This is a genomic window from Streptomyces sp. NPDC055025, assembly GCF_053608565.1.
Genome location: NZ_JBSGVS010000032.1, coordinates 80,586 through 98,589, shown reverse-complemented (window position 1 = coordinate 98,589; position 18,004 = coordinate 80,586). Strand labels below are relative to the sequence as shown.

The 18,004-nt window shown below is 70.2% G+C and carries 18 protein-coding genes and 1 tRNA gene; 14 read left to right on the top strand and 5 right to left on the bottom strand.

Annotated elements, in window-relative coordinates; all coding sequences use genetic code 11:
- Positions 1–258 precede the first annotated feature (258 nt).
- Positions 259–561 carry a type II toxin-antitoxin system VapB family antitoxin gene (locus tag ACWGDX_RS20785; protein WP_023540426.1) on the top strand — a complete coding sequence of 101 codons (303 nt, stop codon included), beginning with the start codon at positions 259–261 and terminating at the stop codon, positions 559–561.
- Positions 562–675: 114 nt separating this feature from the next.
- A complete protein-coding gene (locus tag ACWGDX_RS20780; RefSeq protein WP_453627536.1) occupies positions 676–1,347 on the top strand; it encodes a LytR C-terminal domain-containing protein in 672 nt (223 codons plus the stop codon).
- Positions 1,348–1,604: 257 nt separating this feature from the next.
- On the opposite strand, the gene upp is transcribed toward ACWGDX_RS20780, so the two are convergent.
- Positions 1,605–2,243 carry a uracil phosphoribosyltransferase gene (upp, locus tag ACWGDX_RS20775; protein ID WP_453627534.1) on the bottom strand — a complete coding sequence of 213 codons (639 nt, stop codon included), beginning with the start codon at positions 2,241–2,243 and terminating at the stop codon, positions 1,605–1,607.
- Between the two features lie 113 nt (positions 2,244–2,356).
- Between upp and ACWGDX_RS20770 the strand changes: the two genes are divergently transcribed.
- From ACWGDX_RS20770 to ACWGDX_RS20735, 8 genes are all read left to right on the top strand, one after another.
- Positions 2,357–2,584, top strand: coding sequence for a hypothetical protein (locus ACWGDX_RS20770; protein ID WP_363081587.1), 228 nt, complete (start codon positions 2,357–2,359; stop codon positions 2,582–2,584).
- A gap of 211 nt (positions 2,585–2,795) precedes the next feature.
- Complete coding sequence (locus tag ACWGDX_RS20765; protein ID WP_453627532.1) at positions 2,796–3,338, top strand: tRNA adenosine deaminase-associated protein; 543 nt, start codon at positions 2,796–2,798, stop codon at positions 3,336–3,338.
- A gap of 71 nt (positions 3,339–3,409) precedes the next feature.
- Positions 3,410–3,838: a tRNA adenosine(34) deaminase TadA gene (gene tadA / locus ACWGDX_RS20760; RefSeq protein WP_363081613.1), complete on the top strand. Its 429-nt coding sequence runs from the start codon at positions 3,410–3,412 to the stop codon at positions 3,836–3,838.
- A gap of 148 nt (positions 3,839–3,986) precedes the next feature.
- Positions 3,987–4,071: transfer RNA gene (locus tag ACWGDX_RS20755), tRNA-Ser, on the top strand.
- A 532-nt stretch (positions 4,072–4,603) separates the two neighbouring features.
- Complete coding sequence (locus tag ACWGDX_RS20750) at positions 4,604–4,768, top strand: hypothetical protein (RefSeq protein ID WP_453627530.1); 165 nt, start codon at positions 4,604–4,606, stop codon at positions 4,766–4,768.
- Positions 4,769–4,877: 109 nt separating this feature from the next.
- The gene (locus ACWGDX_RS20745) at positions 4,878–5,171 is read left to right on the top strand and encodes a Dabb family protein (protein ID WP_453627528.1); all 294 of its coding nucleotides are present in this window, start codon (positions 4,878–4,880) and stop codon (positions 5,169–5,171) included.
- 176 nt (positions 5,172–5,347) lie between these two features.
- Positions 5,348–6,178 carry an RNA polymerase sigma factor SigF gene (locus tag ACWGDX_RS20740; RefSeq protein ID WP_382850933.1) on the top strand — a complete coding sequence of 277 codons (831 nt, stop codon included), beginning with the start codon at positions 5,348–5,350 and terminating at the stop codon, positions 6,176–6,178.
- Positions 6,179–6,410: 232 nt separating this feature from the next.
- Positions 6,411–7,277 (top strand): RNA polymerase sigma factor SigF, encoded by an 867-nt coding sequence (locus tag ACWGDX_RS20735; RefSeq protein ID WP_365905186.1) that lies wholly within the window; start codon positions 6,411–6,413, stop codon positions 7,275–7,277.
- Positions 7,278–7,532: 255 nt separating this feature from the next.
- Here the strand turns inward: ACWGDX_RS20735 and ACWGDX_RS20730 are convergent, their stop codons facing one another.
- Positions 7,533–7,742, bottom strand: a complete 210-nt coding sequence (locus tag ACWGDX_RS20730; RefSeq protein ID WP_363081600.1) for a hypothetical protein — start codon at positions 7,740–7,742, stop codon at positions 7,533–7,535.
- Positions 7,743–8,138: 396 nt separating this feature from the next.
- On the opposite strand from ACWGDX_RS20730, the gene ACWGDX_RS20725 reads away from it, so the two are divergent.
- The 4 genes from ACWGDX_RS20725 to ACWGDX_RS20710 all read left to right on the top strand — a co-directional run bounded on the left by ACWGDX_RS20725 (position 8,139) and on the right by ACWGDX_RS20710 (position 12,966).
- The gene (locus ACWGDX_RS20725; RefSeq protein ID WP_453627525.1) at positions 8,139–8,639 is read left to right on the top strand and encodes a MarR family winged helix-turn-helix transcriptional regulator; all 501 of its coding nucleotides are present in this window, start codon (positions 8,139–8,141) and stop codon (positions 8,637–8,639) included.
- A gap of 58 nt (positions 8,640–8,697) precedes the next feature.
- A complete protein-coding gene (locus tag ACWGDX_RS20720) occupies positions 8,698–11,298 on the top strand; it encodes an MFS transporter (RefSeq protein WP_453627523.1) in 2,601 nt (866 codons plus the stop codon).
- Between the two features lie 166 nt (positions 11,299–11,464).
- Positions 11,465–12,370, top strand: coding sequence for a YceI family protein (locus tag ACWGDX_RS20715; RefSeq protein ID WP_453627521.1), 906 nt, complete (start codon positions 11,465–11,467; stop codon positions 12,368–12,370).
- Positions 12,371–12,498: 128 nt separating this feature from the next.
- Positions 12,499–12,966, top strand: a complete 468-nt coding sequence (locus tag ACWGDX_RS20710; RefSeq protein ID WP_453627519.1) for a PPOX class F420-dependent oxidoreductase — start codon at positions 12,499–12,501, stop codon at positions 12,964–12,966.
- Positions 12,967–12,980: 14 nt separating this feature from the next.
- Here ACWGDX_RS20710 and ACWGDX_RS20705 read toward each other — a convergent pair whose 3' ends face one another.
- The 3 genes from ACWGDX_RS20705 to ACWGDX_RS20695 form a co-directional block, all read right to left on the bottom strand.
- A complete protein-coding gene (locus tag ACWGDX_RS20705; RefSeq protein WP_453627517.1) occupies positions 12,981–13,958 on the bottom strand; it encodes a TetR/AcrR family transcriptional regulator C-terminal domain-containing protein in 978 nt (325 codons plus the stop codon).
- A gap of 325 nt (positions 13,959–14,283) precedes the next feature.
- Positions 14,284–16,554 carry an ArnT family glycosyltransferase gene (locus tag ACWGDX_RS20700; RefSeq protein WP_453627515.1) on the bottom strand — a complete coding sequence of 757 codons (2,271 nt, stop codon included), beginning with the start codon at positions 16,552–16,554 and terminating at the stop codon, positions 14,284–14,286.
- Positions 16,551–17,993 carry a glycosyltransferase gene (locus ACWGDX_RS20695; RefSeq protein WP_453627513.1) on the bottom strand — a complete coding sequence of 481 codons (1,443 nt, stop codon included), beginning with the start codon at positions 17,991–17,993 and terminating at the stop codon, positions 16,551–16,553. Before ACWGDX_RS20695 ends, ACWGDX_RS20700 begins: the two co-directional genes overlap by 4 nt.
- Positions 17,994–18,004 lie beyond the last annotated feature (11 nt).

The window sequence follows — 18,004 nt, the reverse complement described above, 5'->3', positions numbered from 1 at the left end:
GGCGCGCCCACCCCGCCCGCCGAACCCCCCGCCCGGCGCCCCGCCCCCGGCGGCGCGGAGCCTCCGCGCCCACGGCGTTCCGCTTCCGAGTACGCGCCCGCGTCACCGAATCGGCCGCGTCGGCCGCGACCGATCCGCGGAGACCGGGCGGACGAATGGGTTCCACTCACGCTTTGCTCCCGCTACGACACGGATTGCCACCTTTGTACTCCGACGCCATGGCTGCGCCCGGAGCCGGTCGCCCGGTAGGCTTTCCGTGTGATCTTCAAGCGCATCGGTAACGGGCGGCCGTATCCCGACCACGGCCGGGAAAGCACCCGGCAGTGGGCGGATGTCGCGCCGCGCCCGGTCCGCCTCGATCAGCTCGTGACCACCAAGGGCCAACTGGACCTGGAGACGCTGCTCGCCGAGGACTCCACCTTCTACGGAGACCTGTTCGCGCATGTCGTGAAGTGGCAGGGCGATCTCTATCTGGAGGACGGGCTGCACCGCGCCGTCCGCGCCGCGCTCCAGCAGCGCCAGGTGCTGCACGCGCGTGTGCTGGAGCTGGATCTGGGCTGACGGCAGGGCCGTACGGGTGATGACTGCGCCTTTCAGGGCCTTTCCCACCCCGGACAGCTCAACCCGTTGATCATTTAGTAGGACCTGGTCATTGGTGCGCACTACGCTGCGCACATGAGCATGCTCACTCCCCCCGGCCTGGGCGGTAAGTACCGCATCACGGGTGACAAGTACCCACGGATGAGCCGCCCCCGGCACCGCCGCAGGCTGGTACTCGCGGGCACCTCCGCAATCGTCGCCCTCGGCCTGGCCGGCTGGGGGACCATGCAGCTCATCGATGTCTTCTCCGGCGAAGCGGGCAAGAAACTCACCGCCGCCGGCCGGAAGCAGAGCTGCAACGCCGCCACGGCATCGGCCCTGGCCCTGCCCAAACCGGGCCAGATCAAGGTCAACGTCTACAACGCGACGCCGCGCGCCGGTCTGGCCAAGACCACGGCCGACGAGCTGAAGAAGCGCGGCTTCCTCATCGGCAAGGTGGGCAACGCCCCCGCCAAGTACGACAAGAAGATCCCGGGCGCCGGGATACTGCTGGGCTCGAAGTCCTCCTGGAACAAAGAGCTCACCGTGCTCGGCACCCAGCTGAAGGGCGCCACGACGAAGACCGACGCGCGCAAGAGGACGGACGTCGATCTGCTCCTCGGAGCGACCTTCACCAGCCTGAACGTACAGAAGGACGCGGACGAGGCGCTGGCCACACTGGTCAGCACGACGGCCAAGGACTCCGGCTGCGCCGCGGACCCGGCCCAACAGCCCCGCAACTCGGTACCACAACCCCAGAAACACTGAGCCCGCCCCCCCTTCTTGGGGGGCTCGGTTCGCCTCCGGGGCGCCTTCTGTCGATGCCGACGGTCGACCGTGCTCGCCCCCTCGTTCCTCGGGGCCTGCGCGCGCTCTCCCTTTCGGCACCGACGCGCCCCTTCGGCTCACTCGCCGGCGGCCGGGCGTAGCCGGTACGTCTTCGCGCCCGGGGCGGACGGGGTGACCGAAGCGGGCGGGGTGAGCGGGGCGGACGGAGTGCGCGCGCCCCGGAGGCGAACCGTGTCCTAGAAAGAGGCGGTCCCGTAGAGGCGGTCGCCCGCGTCGCCGAGGCCCGGGACGATGTAGCCGTTCTCGTTCAGCCGCTCGTCGACCGCCGCGGTCACGACCGTCACCGGCGTGCCCGTCAGTTCCCGTTCCATCACCTCGACGCCCTCGGGCGCCGCGAGCAGCACCACGGCCGTCACATCGTCCGCGCCGCGCTTGATCAGCTCCCGTATCGCCGCCACCAGCGTGCCGCCCGTCGCCAGCATCGGGTCCAGGACATAGACCTGGCGGCCCGAGAGGTCCTCGGGCATCCGGCTCGCGTAGGTGGACGCCTGGAGCGTCTCCTCGTTGCGGATCATCCCGAGGAAGCCCACCTCGGCGGACGGCAGCAGCCGCACCATCCCGTCGAGCATGCCGAGGCCCGCCCGGAGGATCGGCACCACCAGGGGGCGCGGGTAGGAGAGCTTCACACCCGTCGTGGCCGTCACCGGGGTCTCGATGCCGACCTGCTCGGTCCGTACCTCCCGCGTGGCCTCGTACGCCAGCAGGGTGACCAGTTCGTCGGCGAGCCGCCGGAAGGTCGCTGAGTCGGTGCGCCGATCGCGCAGCGTGGTGAGTTTGTGCGCCACCAGCGGGTGGTCGACGACATGAATCCGCATGGCGACACAGTAACCGGGGGCCAAGGCCGTACGCGCTGCCACCAAGGCCGGGGCATCAACCCCCGCTCACGAGGGAAGGAGCTGAGGACCAAGCCTGGGGCGGGGAGGCGTCGATGCCGGACCGGAATCAGCGGGAGCAGGGTCAAGAACAGGAAAAAGACCAGGAACGGGGGGTCCCGCGGGATGAGGACGAGGACGAGGCGGCGGAGCGCCGTCGGCGGCGCGCGCAGTTCCTGCGGGAGCTGAATGAGGCCAAGGCCCTGCGCGAGCGCGTGAAGCCCCGCAGGGCCCGCGCCGCGCGGATGCGCCAGCAGATGCGGATGCGCACCTTCCGCTGGTAGCCACGCCGGTCCGCAGGGTGATGTGCGGGCGGCGCGCGGGCGCGATGTGCGGGCCGAGTGCAGGGGGCCGAACAGGGTCCTAATAAAATGGCCTGACGACGCAACGGTGGAAGACCTCTCGCGAAGCGCTCGTTTCTGCCACGATTCCGATAGGCGGGGCAGAGCAGCGCACCGCCGGATCGTCACACCTCTGACCAGTGGGAGAGTCACGGTGTACTTCGCCGCACTGCTCGCGCGCACCGAAGACGGGTGGGAAGCGAGCGATACAGAGCTCGACGATGTGGAGACCCTGTCGGATCTCACCGACCTGGCCCGTGAGGCCTCGGTTGACGAGGACACGGTGCTCGTCTTCATCGAACAGGAGGATGCGTGGTTCGGCATCGTCCGTGTGGAGGGCGAGGAAGACCCTCGTATCTATGTCTCCGACGCGGCCGCGGCCGCACGCTCCTCGTACGGGGAGATCCTCATTGATGAACTGCTCGGCAGGGATGAAGACGACCCCGCCGACGACCTGGACGCGCTGGACCTCGACGGCACGGAGGACGGCGAGCCGGACGAGAACGACGAGGAGGACGACGACAACGACAGCCCCGTGACCGACGGGGAGACCGTGCCGGCGGGAGCCGTCGGCGACCGTGAGATTCTCAGCGACCTCGGGCTGTCCGAGGCGGATCTGCTGGCGCTCGACACCGATGCGATGGCCGAGATCGCGGAGGCTCTGGGAGCCGCCGAGGTACTGGAGACCGTCCGCTAGTGATCGGGTACGACCCGGTGCCGGAACCCGGCCCGGTACGCGATCCCGTGCGCGATCCGTGGCGGGCGTCCATGCGCCTCGCCCTGGACGAGGCGGCACGGGCGGCCCGCTCCGGCGATGTGCCGGTGGGCGCTGTCGTGCTGTCACCCAACGGCACGGTGCTCGCCACGGGCCACAACGAACGCGAGGCGACCGGCGACCCGACCGGCCATGCGGAGATCCTGGCGATCCGCAGGGCGGCCGGGAAGGTCGGTGCCTGGCGGCTGACCGGCTGCACGCTGGTGGTGACCCTGGAGCCGTGCACGATGTGCGCGGGAGCGCTCGTACTGTCCCGGGTGGACCGGGTGGTGTTCGGCGCGCTCGACGAGAAGGCCGGCGCGGTCGGCTCGCTCTGGGACGTCGTACGGGACAGACGGCTCAACCACCGGCCCGAGGTGATCCAGGGAGTGCTCGCGGACGAGTGCTCCGCACTGCTGACGGCGTTCTTCCGCGAGCGCTGACCCGACGGTCCGTCCGGACTTCTGCGGACCCGGATTCCACCGGCCGGCCCCCCGCCGGCCGTCCCCGACTCCCCTCCCCCGCCTCATCGATCGCCGTGGCGCGATACCGATTTCGGTCCACGGCCCACTGTGGGCTAAGCTCTCTCCCGGTAGCGTGTCCGAGCGGCCGAAGGAGCTCGCCTCGAAAGCGAGTGTGGGGAAACTCACCGAGGGTTCAAATCCCTCCGCTACCGCTTTCACACCCTCCCGACCTGCGGAAACGCGATCGGGAGGGTGTTTTGCGTACGGCACGACAGCCACCGGAAGCACAACTGCCCCGCGCACGAGGCGCGTTGCACCTCCCGAAGACGATCCCCAGGCCCCGCCACGTCGCCGACGATCAAGTCCGCCACCATGACGAGCCACGTCAGATACAGCCGCCAGACCGGATCCACCACCAAGAGGACGGGCGAATGTCGCCCGGACGGAGCCCCTTCTTGCCGTGCGGCAGTGCCGCGTGGGAAGCGGCAGAGGTCGGATGCGCAGGACGCAGCTGGTCGCGGCAGAGACAGAAACAGGGCGGTATGTCCCGCCCTCGGGGAAAAACGCAGGTGAAACGGGTCGCGCAGGCGGGGTGAATCCCTGCGTTGCCGCTCTTGGGAGGGGCCCGGTGCGGCGCGTCGGGGGCCTTTCGGTATAGGTACGGGTACGGCCTCCGAGCATTGGCGTTCATACGGTTAGACTCTCGCGCGATTGCACTGGGGACGGCAGGGGAGGAAGCGACCCATGGGGCAAGTGAGAAAATTCGTGCTCTACGCGCTCGCCGTGTTCGTGCTGTACACGATCATCACGTCCCCGGCTCGGGCCGCCGATCTCGTCCAGGTAGGGTTCGAGGGCATTTCGAGCGCCGCCCAGGGCGTCGGTGAGTTCATGTCCGAACTCATCAAGTAGCCGAAGAACGGCCGGAAGACGGCTGTACGAACCTGCGAACCCCCGCGCCGCACGAAAGCGGCCGTACGGGAGCACCCTGCGGCCAGGCCGTCCCCCAAGGAGTGCCCCCTTGATCCGCCACCTGGTCCTCTTCAAGCTCAACGACGGCGTCTCACGTGACGAGCCCCGGGTGATCGCCGGCGCGCAGGCCTTCGAGAAGCTCGGTGAGCAGATTCCCGAGCTGGAGTTCTGGGAGTGCGCCTGGAACATCAGCGACCGGCCGATCGCCTATGACTTCGCCATCAACTCGGCGGTCTCCGACCAGGATGCGCTCCAGCGCTATCTGGGCCACCCGGCCCATCAGGCGGGTGTCGGCCAGTGGCGGGAGTTCGCCACCTGGGTGATCGCCGACTACGAGTTCTGAGCCCTCCGCCTCCCCTGCCCCACACCTTTTCGGTGTGGGGTTTTTGGCTATTTTGCCGCAACTTCCCGCCAACACGGTTTTAACGGGTGCTTGCGCACAGCGGACATGTCTTGTGATGCTATGACCGCTTTTGACGGATGAGTTGACGTAGTCGACCGCAAAGGGGTGGCGTGACCGTGCCGGCCAGTACAGCGCCTCAAGTGCCCCCCCAGATCGAGACCGAGCCACGCCCCGCCACGCAGAGCCGGGGCGCGGACACCAGGGCGCTGACCCAGGTGCTCTTCGCCCAGCTCAAGGACCTGGAACCGGGCAGCGAGGAACACACCCGGGTGCGGGGGGCGCTCATCGAGGCCAATCTGCCGCTGGTCCGCTACGCCGCCGCCCGGTTCCGCAGCCGCAACGAGCCCATGGAGGATGTCGTCCAGGTCGGCACGATCGGTCTGATCAACGCGATCGACCGGTTCGATCCGGACCGCGGCGTGCAGTTCCCGACCTTCGCGATGCCGACGGTCGTCGGCGAGATCAAACGGTACTTCCGCGACAACGTACGGACTGTCCATGTGCCGCGCCGCCTCCATGAGCTGTGGGTCCAGGTCACCGGCGCCACGGAGGACCTGACGACGGCCCATGGCCGCTCCCCCACGACCGCCGAGATCGCCGAGCGGCTGAAGATCTCCGAGGACGAGGTACTGGCCTGTATCGAGGCGGGACGCTCGTACCACGCGACCTCGCTGGAGGCAGCCCAGGAGGGTGACGGACTGCCCGGCCTGCTGGACCGCCTCGGCTACGAGGACCCCGCGCTCGCGGGCGTCGAGCACCGCGATCTGGTCCGCCATCTCCTCGTACAACTGCCCGAGCGGGAACAGCGCATTCTGATGCTGCGTTACTACAACAATCTGACGCAGTCGCAGATCAGCCAGGAGTTGGGCGTCTCCCAGATGCATGTGTCAAGACTGCTGGCCAGAAGCTTCGCCCGGCTCCGATCCGCAAATCGGATCGAGGCGTAACCCGGGCGGCTGGACCGCCCGACGCCCCCTCCCCGGCCCAAAAGCTGTAAACCCCCCCTTTCCCGGGCAGACCCGGTCCCTACTTGTCGACAAGTCACTACAGCGTGTTGCCGACATGTGACATTCTGCTGGAACCGCGTTTGCCGCAGTCCCGCCGCCGGTATTCAGGTGGAGGCTGCGTTCCACCGACGGGAGCGGCCGACGCGACCGTCCGCGACCTCAAGGGGGTGGCATGTCCGTAGAACAGGGCAGCTCGAAGGTGCTCACGCTCACGAAGAGCGCTCCCGCGCCCGATGCTCTCGACCATGTGGCGCAGCCGCGTGTGTCCCAGCCGGAAGCCATCGACACCCGCACTCTGTCCCGCTCCCTGTTCCTGCGGCTCGCCGTGCTCGACCAGGACAGCCCGGAGCGTACCTACGTACGTGACACCCTCATCGAGCTGAATCTGCCGCTGGTGCGGTACGCGGCGGCGCGGTTCCGCAGCCGCAACGAGCCGATGGAGGACATCGTCCAGGTCGGCACGATCGGTCTGATCAAGGCGATCGACCGGTTCGACTGCGAACGCGGTGTGGAATTCCCGACGTTCGCGATGCCCACGGTCGTCGGTGAGATCAAGCGCTTCTTCCGGGACACCTCGTGGTCGGTGCGGGTGCCGCGCCGACTCCAGGAGCTGCGTCTCGCGCTGACCAAGGCCAGCGACGACCTGGCGCAGAAGCTCGACCGCTCGCCGACCGTTCCCGAACTCGCCTCCGTACTGGGCGTGTCGGAGGAGGACGTCGTCGACGGCCTCGCCGTCGGCAACGCGTACACGGCGTCCTCGCTGGACTCGCCCTCGCCCGAGGACGACGGCGGGGAGGGCTCGCTCGCGGACCGGCTCGGCTACGAGGACATGGCGCTGGAAGGCGTCGAGTACCGCGAGTCGCTCAAGCCGCTGCTCGCCAAACTCCCGCCCCGCGAGCGGCAGATCATCATGCTCCGGTTCTTCGCGAACATGACGCAGTCACAGATCGGCGAAGAGGTCGGCATCTCGCAGATGCATGTCTCGCGTCTGCTGACCCGTACGCTCTCGCAGTTGCGTGAAGGGCTCATCTCCGACTGAGGCCCGGGGACCCCGCCCTTCGTCCGGTGGGCCGGACGAAGCTCCGGAGAGATTTCCGGACAACGCTCCGGGCGGGGTTCCGAATCGACGGTCCGTCCGTCGAACCGCCGTCGAACCGCCGGCGGACCATCGGCCGACGCGAACCGCCGGCAGATCTCGGCCGACGCGAACGAACGACATGAACGGTCGGCGGGAACGAGCGGCGCCAACGGTCGGCGGGAACGACCGGCCGCCGGGCCGAACGGCCGTAACGGCTCAGCCGAGGGCCAGCCAGCCCACGACGGCCAGGACCACGACCACCGCGACGATGCCGACGATCAGTCCGACCTTCGGCCCGCCCTGCTGCTGAGGCGGCTGCCTGCGCTGCGGCTCGCCGTCGTCGACGAACGCACGGAACATCTGGGTGCTGCCCGCGGGGTCGGGAGTGCCCTCGGGGCCCTGTGGGGCATGGGGGTTGTGTGCCATACGGCAGGACCCTAGCGAACACCGGGACCCGGCCCAACCCCGGGCCCGCCGCCAACTGCCCCGTATTCCGCGCCGGACGCGTCACTCGGACACCGTACGTCCGTTAAGTCCTCGAACGCCCGTTCATGGATTTCCGGACGCCGCCGCCTTGACCTCGGACGCCCCGGCCTCAACCCCGGACGCCCGGACGCCGCCGCTCCGACCCCTGGCGCCTCTCCTCCCCCGTCGAGGGTCGCTTTTCCCAGGCCGGGAGCCGCCGCGCCGGGTATTGACCCGCGCCATGCGAAGCCTTTTGGGTTCCTTTACTCCACTCGGCCCGATTTCATTTGCCTGTAGCAACCAATGGCTTCTATGGTTTCATGGTTGCCCCAAGCAACAAGATGTCGGGAGGGTCCCATGGCCGCACAGAGTCAGTACGCGGAGCTGGCCCGTCAGCTCAGTGCCGTCAGCGCTGTCAAACGGAGTCTGGCGCGCATCCTGCCCGCCGACTGCCCGGGAGGCTCGGCCGCCGTACTGACCCTGCTGGAGCGGCACGGCGAGATGCGGATGAGCCGCCTCTCCGAGCTGCTGGCCGTCGACATGTCGGTGACCAGCAGGCATGTCGCCCATGCCGCGCAGCGCGGCTGGCTCGAACGGTCCCCCGACCCCGCCGACAAGCGCTCGCGCATCCTGCGGCTGACACCCGCGGGACAGGACCTGCTCGACGAGCTGGCCCGGCGGACGACCGAGATGTTCGCGCGCACGCTCGACGACTGGACCGACGACGAGGTGGGGCAGCTCAGCGCGCTGCTGGACCGGCTGTGCCGCGACTTCGGCGACGGCCGGGACCGGCGCCTCGACGTTCCGTACGCCCGTACACCCACCCGGCGGGAAACCCCCGTACAGCACCACACCTGAGACCCCGTACAGCACCACACCCAAGACGACGTAAGACGACGCAGGACTAAGGAAACCAATGGCTACGACCACACCAGCGGGTGTGCGGGGCGGCCACGCCAAGCATGGAGGCGGCCCCGCCGTCACCCCCGGCACGCCGATGACACACCGCCAGATCATGGAGGCCCTCTCGGGGCTGCTCCTGGGCATGTTCGTCGCGATCCTCTCGTCGACGATCGTCTCCAACGCGCTGCCCGAGATCATCTCCGACCTCGGCGGCGGGCAGAGCGCCTACACCTGGGTGGTGACCGCGTCGCTGCTGGCGATGACGGCGACCACTCCCCTGTGGGGCAAGCTCTCCGACCTCTTCAGCAAGAAGCTGCTGGTCCAGATAGCTCTGGTCATCTATGTCGGGGGATCGGTCGTGGCCGGCCTCTCCCACAACACCGGGATGCTGATCGCCTGCCGGGTGGTCCAGGGCGTCGGTGTCGGCGGTCTCTCCGCCCTCGCCCAGATCGTCATGGCCGCGATGATCGCCCCGCGCGAACGGGGTCGCTACAGCGGCTACCTCGGCGCGACCTTCGCCGTCGCCACCGTCGGCGGCCCGCTGCTCGGCGGTGTCATCACCGACACCTCGTGGCTGGGCTGGCGCTGGTGCTTCTACGTCGGCGTCCCGTTCGCCATGATCGCGCTGGTCGTGCTCCAGAAGACGCTGAAGCTCCCCGTCGTCAAGCGCCAGGTCAAGGTCGACTGGTCGGGTGCCTTCCTCATCAGCGCGGCCGTCTCGCTGCTGCTGGTCTGGGTCACCTTCGCGGGCAACAAGTACGACTGGATCTCGTGGCAGACCTACGCCATGCTCGGCGGTTCGGTCGCGCTCGTCGGGCTCTTCGTCCTCGTCGAGTCCAAGGCCCGCGAGCCGATCATCCCGCTGCGCCTCTTCCGCAACCGTACGATCACGCTGGCCTCGCTGGCCTCGCTCTTCGTCGGTATCGCGATGTTCGCCGGCACGGTCTTCTTCAGCCAGTACTTCCAGCTCGCGCGCGACAAGTCGCCGACGATGTCCGGTGTGATGACCATCCCGATGATCGGTGGTCTGTTCCTCTCGTCCACCGTCTCCGGCCAGGTCATCACCAAGACGGGCCGCTGGAAGATCTGGCTGGTCAGCGGTGGTGTGCTGGTGACGGCGGGGCTCGGGATGCTCGGTACGCTCCGGGTGGACACCCCGTACTGGCACATGGCCGTCTATATGGCTCTGATGGGCCTCGGCGTCGGCATGATGATGCAGAACCTGGTCCTGTGCACCCAGAACCAGGTCTCCCCGAAGGACCTCGGCGCCGCCAGCTCCACCGTCACCTTCTTCCGCTCCCTGGGCGGTGCGATCGGTGTCTCGGCGCTGGGCGCGGTGCTCGGCAACCGGGTCACCCACTACGTCAAGGACGGACTGGCCGACCTCGGCCCGCAGGGTGCGGCGCTGGGCCACGCCGGCACGGGCGGCGGCGCCATCCCCGACCTGGACACGCTGCCCGTCCCGCTGCGTGGGGTCATGGAGGCGGCGTACGGCCACGGTGTCGGCGATGTCTTCCTCTACTCGGCTCCGGCGGCTCTGATCGCCCTGCTGCTGACCCTGTTCATCAAGGAGGTCGCGCTGCGGACGCGCTCCGGCGGTGAGGCGTCGGAGGCGGGTGCCGCGGCCCCGGTCTCCGAGGCGGCGGGCGGCGCTGTCTCCGAGGCGGCGGGCGCGGTCTCCGAGGCGGCGGGCGACGGCGCGGTCGAGGCGCCCGTGCCTGTCGGGGCCGTCGCGGCACCCGTGGCCGCCGCCGTCGAGGCGCCCGCCACGGTCGCCGGGATACCCGGGATCCACGGGATACCCGCCCAGAGCACCGGTCCGGCCGAAGCCATGACCGCGTCGCTGTACGGCACCGCCGTACGGGGTGTGGTGCGCACCGCCGAGGGCGCCTCGGTGCCCGGCGCGGCCGTCACCCTGATCTCCCTGGCCGGCCGCCAGCTCGCCCGCTCGGTCGCCCAGCCGGACGGCGGCTATGTCCTGGACGCCCCGGGATCCGGCTCGTACGTCCTGATCGCCTCCGCCGACGGCTTCCAGCCGCAGGCGTCCACGGTGGTCGTCGGTGACGAACCGGTCGGGTACGACATCCTGCTCTCCGGTACGAGCGGTCTCGCCGGGACCGTGCGCGCGGCGGACGGCGGGCTGCCGATCGAGGGCGCGATGGTGATCGTGACCGATGTGCGCGGCGATGTGCTGGCCACCGGGAAGTCCGTCGAGCAGGGCGAGTTCTCCTTCGCGGAGCTGGTCCCCGGATCGGTGACCGTCGCGGTGAACGCGACCGGCTTCCGGCCGCTGGCGCTGCCGGTGGAGATCGGCGGCCAGGGAGTGACCCGGATCGAGGCGCTCCTCCGGTCGGGCGCCATGGTCCAGGGCATCGTCAGGGCGGGCGCCGCCCGACGGCCCGCGCCGGACGCCCGTGTGACGCTGGTCGACGCGGCCGGGAACGTGGTCGCCACCGCGACGACCGGGGACGACGGGGCGTATGCCTTCGCCGACCTGGACGCGGGCGAGTACACGGTCATCGCGACCGGATACCCGCCGGTGGCCAGCTCGCTGACGGTGACCGGGCGCGGTGCCGACGGACACGACATCGAACTGGCCCACCCCGGCGAGTAGCTCCGGCTACCGGCCCCGGCGAGTAGCTCCGGCGAGATCCGACGCACGGGCCCGGTGTTCGTTACCAGTGAGCGAGTGAACGAGCCAATGAGCCAGTGAGCCAGTGAGCCAGTGAGCGAGCCAGTGAGCCTTTGAGCCAGTGAAAAAGAGCAGGGAGGGAAGCGGGATGGGGCTTCGCGGACAGGTGAGGACACGGGACGGCTGGGCCGTCCAGCACGCGGTCGTGACCATGACCGATATGACCGGCACGCAGGTGCTGCGGGCCGGGGCCCGGGAGGACGGCTCGGTACGGGCCGATGTGGCGCTGGCGCCGGGCCCGTACACCGTCGTCGTGACGGCCGTCGGATATACGCCCGTCGCCTCCACCGCACTGGTGACGGCGGGCGGCCGGGCCGAGGTCGGCACGGTGGTGCTGGCCAGGCAGGGCGGGGCCGAGCTGCCGCCGCCCGGCATCTGGAGCATCGACCCCGCGCACTCGTCGGTGAGCGCGGTGGCGCAGCATCTCGGGATCTCCAGCGTGCGCGGACGGTTCAAGGAGTTCGGCGGACGGATCAAGATCGGCGACCCGGGCGGCGGCGGCGCGGGCGGGGCAGGCGCAGCCGGAGCAGACGGGGCAGGCGGGGGCGGAGAAGGCGGGGGCGGGGCAGGCAGCGGGCATGAGCACGCGCGGGTCGACGCGGTCATCGCCGCGGCGAGCATCGACACCGGCAACGCGCTGCGCGACAAGCACCTCAAGTCGCCCGACTTCCTGGACGTCGAGCGCTTCCCCGAGATCACGTACAGCAGTACGGGACTGACCCCGGCGGGCCCCGACCGCTGGACGGTCCACGGCCAACTGTCGCTGCACGGAGTCGTACGCGAGGTGGACCTGGATCTGAGCTATCTGGGCACCGGGCCCGACCCGTGGGGAGGCGTACGGGCGGCCTTCCGCGCGACCACGGAGCTGAGCCGTGAGGACTTCGCCATGAACTACAACCAGGTGGTGCGGGCGGGTATCTCGGCGATCGGGGCGACGCTGCGCGTGGAGCTGGACATCCAGGCCGTACAGGGCGAGAGCCCGCCGGTAGCGTAGGTACAGGGCGAGAGCCCGCCGGTGGCGTAGGTACAGGGCGAGAGCCCGCCGGTGGCGTAGGTACAGGGCGAGAGCCCGCCGGTGGCGTAGGCCGGGCCCCGGCGGCCGGACATCGTAGGCTGCGGACCATGGCACCCAACATCGCAACCAACACCGCCGTGGACCGCGACGAACTGCTGGAGTTCGTACGCCCCCGGCACCGGGCGATCCTGCTGACCACCCGCTCCGACGGCCGCCCCCAGGGCTCCCCGCTCACCTGTGGCGTCGACGACTCGGGCCGTATCGTCGTCTCCACGTACCCCGAGCGCGCCAAGACGCGCAACGCCAAGCGGGACGAGCGGGTGAGCCTGATCGTCCTGTCGGACGAGTGGGACGGTCCGTGGGTACAGATCGACGGCACCGCCGAGGTGATCGACTCCCCGGAGTCCGTCGAGCCGCTGGTCGAGTACTACCGGAACATCGCGGGCGAGCACCCCGACTGGGACGAGTACCGAGGGGCGATGGTGAGGCAGGGGAAGTCCATCATCCGTGTCACGCCCGAACGCTGGGGCCCGCTCGCGACCGGCGGCTTCCCGGCCAGGCTGGCCCCGCAGTAGCGGCAAGGGTTTCCTCACGGCAAGGGATCCCTCCCGGGTCGAGGTCCCTGCCGGGGGGATTCTCCGCCGCGGGCGCGCATCGCCTCGATGCCCGCGACGAGGAGTTCGAGCGCGAACGTGAAGTCCCGTTCGCGCATCTCCGCCACCGTGTCGCCGCCCCGCGCCGTCATGATCTCGTCCGCGTCCTCGAACGACGTCCTGAACCGCGGCTGTTCGCTGATGGCCCCCATCGCCTGCCGGAAGTACTCGTCCTGGCTCAGGCCCGCGTCGGCGGAGCGCTGTACGAAGTGGCCCTCGATCGTGCCGAATCCGTACACGAACTGGAAGACCGCGGACAGGGCGCCCGTCTGACCGTGCAGGGCCAGGCCCGTACGGCGCATGACCGACTGGACGGCGGCGGAGAAGGCCGTCGAATGCGGGCCGATGTTCAGATACCTGCCGATGAGCGGGGAGACCCAGGCGTGACGGACCAGCACCGTCCGGTAGCTGACGGCCAGTTCGCGCAACTGGTCGCGCCAGTCCGCGCTCTCGTCCGTGAGATCCGGCACCTGGACCTCGCCGAAGACGGAGTCCAGGGCGAGTTCGAGCAGATCGTCCTTGGTGTCCACGTACCAGTAGAGGGACATGGCGGTCACACCCAGCTCCGCGGCCAGCCGCCGCATGGAGAACTTCGCCGGCCCCTCCGCGTCGAGCAGCCGTACGGAGACGGCGGTGATGCGGTCACGGTCGAGTCCGGCGGGCTGACCCGTCGACGGGCCGGGTGACGGGTCGGCCGACGGATCCGCGGAGGACCGGGCCGACGCGTCCGTGGAGGGCCGGGTGGATGGATCCTTGGGCCTGTCGGTCGACGGATCCGTGGAGGGCCGGGCGGTCGGCGGATCCGTGGGCCGGGCGGCCGGGCGTTCGCTCCTGCGACCGCGGCCGACGGGCTTACCCTCCAGCCACACGCTGATACGGGCCGGCCGCTTGGCTCGATCGGCTTCCGACACCATGGGTGAGCCTCCTCGGTTCCCTCCGGCCGGACATGACCGGACTCCTGCTGCTGCCCGGCCCCGGCCGACACCGGCTCCGGCGGCCCGGTGACGGGTCGGCCCGCCACCGGGAACCGGGAGCCGGAATCCGGAAGTCCGGCCGGAGTCGATGCTATGCCGCCCCTGAGGGAGAGTCTGCCCGCGCTGCCCCGTTTGTCCACCCGGCCTGCTCCGCCTTGCACGGCAGCTGCGCGTACGGCGGGTGCGGGGCCGTGCGGCGCGGCGGGCAGTCCAACTGGCCGCCGGACTCGGCGAGTCCGGTGGCCGGTGAGCGGTGGACTTGAGGTCAGGTCGTCTTCTGTGTGAGGTCGTAGAGAGTCGTGCCGTCCACGGTGACCTCCTTGAAGGTGGCCTCGACCCAGGCGGTGACGGCGGAGTTGCCGCCGCCAGGACCGCCGCCCCCGGAGAGGAAGTAGTGGATCTTCCCGTCGGTGACGTACTGCTTGAACTGGGCGAGGGTCGGGGACGGATCGCTGCCATTGAAGCCGCCGATCGCCATGACCGGCTTCTCGGTGGCGAGTTGGTAGCTCGCGGCGTTCTGGGAGCCGATGGTGGCGGCTACCCAGGTGTAGGCGGAGGCGTTCCGGGTGAGGGCGGCCTCGACCTCGGAGCTGACGTTCTGGCCGTTGAGCAGACCGGCCATACCGCCACCGCGGCCTCCCGCGCCACCGCCGAATCCTTCGGGCATGGCGCTCCGTTGGCCGTTCTGAAGCTGGCCGTTCTGGGACCGTCCGTTCTGGGACTGGCCGTTCTGAGACTGGCCGTTCTGAGACTGGCCGTTCTGCTGGGGCGGTTGGGCCTGCTGGCCACCGGCCGCCGGGGGCTGACCCTGGCCCCGGCCCTGCGCGCCGGGTGCTTGCCCCTGGCCTGGGCCCTGGCCTGTTGCCTGGCCTGGCCCCTGCTGTCCGGGAGCACGCGTACCGCCGCCGGGACCACCTCCCCAGGCGCCTCCCCCTCCGCCACCGCCACCACGACCGCTGGCACCGCCGAATCCGCCGCGCGCCGAGGCGGGACCCGCGGTGACGATCGAGCCCGCGTGCGGGGTGTTCACCGTGGTCAGCGTGTACGCCAGTGGCCCGGCCAGCGAGGCCGCGGCCCCGAGTCCGGCCGCCGCGAGCGCGAGCCGCCGTCCGAGCCGTACCGCGCGGAGCAGTCCCACCGCGGCCGCCAGACCGCCGATGAGCACCGCCCAGCGCAGCCAGGGCAGATAGTCCGGGGTCCGGCCGAGCAGGACGTACGCCCAGACCGCCGTTCCCGCCGCCGTCACCGCCAGCGTCACCGCCGCCTGCGGCCTGGCCCGTTCCTCCCACAGCACCGTCACGCCCATGCCGACGAGCGCCGCGACATACGGTGCCAGCGCCACGGTGTAGTACTCGTGGAAGATCCCGGCCATGAAGCTGAAGACCCCGACGGTCATCAGCAGCGAGCCGCCCCAGACGAGGAACGCCGAGCGTGCCGTGTCCGTACGGGCGGTCCGCCGGGTGATGACGAGTCCGGCGACGAGCAGCAGCAGCGCGGCGGGCAGCAGCCAGGAGATCTGGCCGCCGACGCTCTCGTTGAACATCCGGCCGATACCGGTCTCCCCCCAGCCCCGGCCGCCTCCTCCGCCACCCGCGCCGCCGGGCGCCCCGCCACCGCCGACGCTCCCGGTCTCATTGCCGTTGATCCGGCCGAGGCCGTTGTAGCCGAAGGTCAGCTCAAGGAACGAATTCGTCTGCGAGCCGCCGATGTACGGGCGTGCGGACGCGGGCCACAGCTCCACGATCGCGACCCACCAGCCGCCGGAGACGATCACCGCGAGCCCGGCGAGCGCGAGCTGTCCCAGCCTGCGGCGCGGGGACGCGGGCGCGCACACCGCGTACACCAGCGCGAGCGGCGGCAGGATCAGAAACGCCTGGAGCGTCTTCGTCAGAAACGCGAAGCCGACCGCGACCCCCGCCCACACCAGCCACGTGGTCCGCCCGGCCTCCAGGGCGCGCAGTACGCAGTAGAGGGTGACGGTCATCAGCAGGGCGAGCAGCGCGTCCGGGTTGTTGAAGCGGAACATCAGCGCGGCGACGGGGGTGAGCGCCAGCGCCACGGCGGCGATCAGTCCGGCGGTGGCGCTGAAGCGACGGCGTACGGCCGCGTACAGCACCGCCACCGTGCCGACGCCCATCAGCACCTCGGGTACGAGGATCTGCCAGGACCCGAGTCCGAAGAGCCGTACGGAGAGGGCCATCGGCCAGAGCGCGGCCGGGGGCTTGTCCACGGTGATCGAGTTCGCGGCGTCGGAGGAGCCGAAGAAGAAGGCTTTCCAGCTCTCGCCGCCGGCCTGGACGGCGGCGGAGTAGAAGGAGTTGGCGTAGCCGGAGGCGCTCAGATCCCAGAGCTGGAGGAGCGCGGTGGCCAGGAGGACGGCGAGGAGGACCGGGCGTACCCAGCGGGCGTCCTCGGGCCTGCCCCGCCAGAAGCGGGCCGGGTGGCCGGAGCGGCGGTGATGGCGACCGTCCGCTGCCGCTGCCGCCGTCGCCGCCGACGACGACGGGGGGCCGTCGGGCTGAAGAGTCATGGTCATCGTGCGTCCCTCGGGTCGAGAGCGGCGGGCCGGTCGGCGGAGGTGGCGGTGACTGCGGCGGAGGTGGAGGTGGAGGTGGCGGAGGCGGCGGAGGCGGAGGCGGAGGCGGACTGGTCGTAGCGGGTGGGCCGGAGGTTCGCCATGGGCCGGACATTCGCCGTGGGCCGGTCCGCTGCGGGCGGCTGGTCGGTGCGGCGGTCGGGGAAGACCCAGGCGCGCAGCAGCAGGAAGCGCAGCACCGTCGCCGCGAGGTTGGCGGCGATCAGCACGGCTAGCTCGGTGGAGTGCGAGGGGGCGCCGGAGGCGGAGGCCGCGTCGAGGGCCGCCAGCGAGCCGCTGGTCAGCGTGAGTCCGATCGCGAAGACGACCAGGCCCTGGGCCTGATGACGGACGGCGCGCTCCCGGCCCCGTACCCCGAAGGTGAGCCTCCGGTTGGCGGCGGTGTTGGCGACCGCGGAGACCAGCAGAGCGGTGGCGTTGGCGAGTTGTGGACTCGCCATGGTGCGGAAGAGGGAGTAGAGCAGAAGATAGAAGAGCGTGGAGAGGGCGCCCACGACACAGAAGCCGACCAGTTGCCTGGCGAGTCCGCCAGGAACCCCCCTGATCCGGCGATCCCTCGGGTCATCCCCGAAGGGCCTTGCCAGCCGGTCCAAAGGCAGCGCGCCCACCGCCAGTGCCCGCCCCACCCGCCAGACCCCCTTGAGATCCTCGACCGCCGTGCTGACGATGTGCACGCGGCTGTCGGGGTCGTCCACCCAATCCACGGGCACCTCGTGGATCCGCAGTCCTGCGCGCTCGGCGAGCACAAGCATCTCGGTGTCGAAGAACCATCCGGTGTCCTCGACCATCGGCAGCAGCCGTTCGGCGACCTCACGCCGTATGGCCTTGAAACCACACTGCGCGTCACTGAAGCGCGCGGAGAGGGAGGACTTGAGAACGAGGTTGTACGCCCGCGAGATGAACTCGCGCTTGGGTCCGCGCACCACGCGCGACGAGCGGGCCAGCCGGGACCCGATCGCCAGATCGGAGTGCCCGGAGATCAGCGGGGCGACGAGCGGGAGCAGCGCGTTCAGATCGGTGGACAGGTCCACGTCCATATAGGCGAGGACGGGTGCGTCGGAGTGCGACCAGACCGTACGGAGCGCCCGGCCACGGCCCTTCTCCTCCAGGCGGTACGCCCGCACTTCGGGAATCGCCGCGTCGAGCCGGGCCGCCACCTCGGGCGTGCGGTCGGTGCTCGCGTTGTCGGCGACGGTGATGCGGAAGCTGTAGGGAAAAGTGCGGGCGAGATGGGCGTGCAGACGTCGCACACAGGGTTCGAGGTCCTGCTCCTCGTTATGGACGGGAATGGTCACATCGAGCACGGGAGGAGCATCGGTCACCTCGACCGGGAGATGCTCCCGGGCCGGCAGCGTGCTCCGTGGGGGGTCGGTTCGCATGGCGTCGACAC